The following is a 2,673-nucleotide window of genomic DNA, read 5'->3' as shown; positions in this document are numbered from 1 at the left end:
CACCGGCGGTAGCCCCACCCGGAACGGACGCACCGGCAGTGGCCCCACCACCGGAAGACCCGCCCACAGCACCCGCAGAGCCGGCGGCACCCGTGGCAGCCGCAGCAACTCCCGCACCGCCGGCGGCGACGGCACCGCCGGCCACCACGCCGCCCGCCTTGGCCGCGTACCCGGCGGCGAACCACCCGATGACCGCGACCGGCAGCAGCGCGGTCATGCCCGCGTTGAGGTCCTTCAGCTCCCCGGCGGCCAGCCGGCACTTCGCGCACTCCTCCAAGTGCTTGAGCAGCCCCCGCTCCGCCCGCATCCGCAGCCCGCCACGGGCATGGGCGCCCAGCCGGTCCGCGTGCCGCGCGCAGTCCCCGCCCGCACTCAGCGCCGAACTCACATGCGCCTGCAGGTACGCCTGCTTGAGCCCCTCCCGGGCCCGGCCGGCCAGCACCGCGGTGGCGTTGGCGCTCAGCCCGAACAGCGGGGCGATCGCGCTCGGCGGGGAGTCCTCGACCGCGGTGTGCCACAGCACGGCCTGCCACCGTTCGGGCAGGCTCCGGAAGGCCTGTACGGCCAGCGACTGCTCGGCCCGGTGCATCGCCCGGACGTCCGCGCCCGGTTCGAGCGCGCCGTCCCCGGACAGGCCGGACAGCCCGCTGCCGGACTCGGTGCCCGCGGCCGCCTGCTCCGCGAACAGGGCGAAGTCCTCGACGAGATGCTCCCGCTTGGCCGTCTTCGCCCACGCCGCGGCGACCCGCCGCACAGTGGTCAGCAGATAGGCCCGCACCGCCTGGTCCGGCCCTGCCCCGCCGCGTACCGCCTGCAGCGTCCGCGCGAACACCTCGGCAGTCAGGTCTTCGGCCGTGTGTTCGTCCCGGCAGCAGGTCCGCGCGTAGCGCCGTACGGAATCGGCGTGTCGGCGGAACAGCTCCGCGTACGCCCCGTCGTCCCCGGCGCGCACCAGGGCGATCAGATCGCCGTCGGACGGCGGCAGCTCGCTCCCTGCGGCACCCGGGCGGGCGTGTCGGCCGCGTGGCTCGCGCTGGGCCGGGACTCGCCGTGCGGGCCGACTCGCCGCCTCGACCTCGCCGCCGGTACCACCGATCGGTTCTTCCCGACCGTCAACGCTCATCGCGGAAGCTCCCGCACGCCAGACTCAACCGGTACACCGTTCAAGCCTGTCACACGGGGGGCGCGCGCCGGACCCCGCTCCACGCCTTCCGCGCATCCGGGCAGCCTCGGGCCGAGCGCCCAACACGACGCTCACCCGCACGGGCGAACCCGGCCCCGCCGATCCGCCCCGCCGGTCGGTCCGACCGAACAGGCCGCCCGGCCCTGCCGGCCCGCTCGCCCCACGAGACGCGCCCGGTCCCCGGGCCATCCGGCCCCGGGACCGGGCGCGCACCTGCACGTGCCTGATTGCCGATCAGGCCGAGCGGGAGCGCAGCCCCTCGAGCAGGATGTCCAGGAGGCGGGCCGAAGCCGCCGCCTGGTGCGCCGCATCGGGCAGGGCCGGCGCGGCCGTGGCGATGACCAGCAGCACATCGGCCACCGTGACGTCGGCCCGCAGTTCACCGGCCTCCCGGGCGCGGTCGACCAGCCGGCCGACCACTTCGAGCAGCGCGCCCGCGCCCGCGTCCGCCGACGGCTCGTCCTCCGCGGCAGTCCGCGCGCCCACGACCCGCAGCTCGGGAGCCCCGCCGCCCTCACCGGCCTGACGCTGGTGCGGGACCCGTACCTCCGGAGCCTCCTCGGCGTCCTCGGCGGAGCGGACCCGCAGCACCTGCGGCGGCAGCAGCCGCCCGGCGCCCGAAGCGACGGAGGTGCGCAGGAAGCGCGACAGCGCCTGCCACGGCTCCTCCTCCTGCCCCAGCGCGGTCTTGGCCTGCTCGGTCAGCCGGGCGGTCTCTTCCTCGGCTATTCGGCGGACCAGGACGTCCTTGCTGGGAAAGCGCCGGTACACCGTGCCGACACCGACACGCGCGCGCCGCGCCACGTCCTCCATCGGGGCCCCGTAGCCCAGTTCGCCGAATACCTCGCGGGCAGCACGCAGCACGTGCTCGAGGTTGCGCTGGGCGTCGACGCGCAGCGGCGTGGTGCGCCCCACCCCGGTCGCGGTGGTGCTCGCGCCGCCGGCCATCACCCGACCGCCGCTCTCGCTCGTGAGCGCGGTCGCAGAACCATGGAAATCGGACATGTTCATATGTATCCCCCGGTAATCGCTTGTCTCCCCCCGGAGACGTCCCCGCAGTGTGTCGAGGTTGGCCACGGTCAGTGGCCCCGGTCTCACTCCTCGACGAGATACGAACATAGTTGAGCCAGAGTCAATTCAGAAGAGGCAGCCCCCGACGGACCGCCGCCCGATCGGAGCATTCGCCCCCACTTTTCCGATCCCAGCCTCCGGAACCCCCCTCTCCGCACCCTCTGACCTGCGAAACTCCACCCCCTCCCGAGTCGTCCGAGTGCCCTGTCCCACCGCCCCCTCCGGTCACACAATGTGTCAGGCCTGTGGACAAACTCCCGGCCACGTTGCGTCATGGGATGGTGAAGGCAGCCAACTCCCGAGGCACGGCCCCCGGTACCACGCCCGCCAGCTCCGCCACGCCCGCCCCCTCCGGCAGCTCCGCCACGTCCGCCGCCGGCTCCGCCGCGTCCGGTTCTGCCCCTGGCGCGGTCCCCCGC

2 protein-coding genes are annotated in these 2,673 nt (G+C 74.6%); both read right to left on the bottom strand.

Going from position 1 to position 2,673, the window contains the following annotated elements; translation table 11 throughout:
* Nucleotides 1-1,123, bottom strand: a 1,123-nt coding sequence (locus HYE82_RS35805; protein ID WP_179178403.1) for an RNA polymerase sigma factor, incomplete at its 3' end; no start/stop codon positions are given.
* Nucleotides 1,124-1,417: 294 nt separating this feature from the next.
* Nucleotides 1,418-2,194, bottom strand: a complete 777-nt coding sequence (locus HYE82_RS35800; RefSeq protein WP_179178402.1) for a TetR/AcrR family transcriptional regulator — start codon at nt 2,192-2,194, stop codon at nt 1,418-1,420.
* Nucleotides 2,195-2,673 lie beyond the last annotated feature (479 nt).

The organism is Streptomyces sp. BR123, assembly GCF_013401435.1.
GTDB lineage: Bacteria > Actinomycetota > Actinomycetes > Streptomycetales > Streptomycetaceae > Streptomyces.
This window is presented reverse-complemented; position numbering and strand designations above follow the sequence as displayed.

Excerpts from the sequence above, each read along its gene's own strand:
- HYE82_RS35800 (WP_179178402.1), bottom strand. The coding sequence starts at position 2,194 with ATGAACATGTCCGATTTCCATGGTTCTGCGACCGCGCTCACGAGCGAG.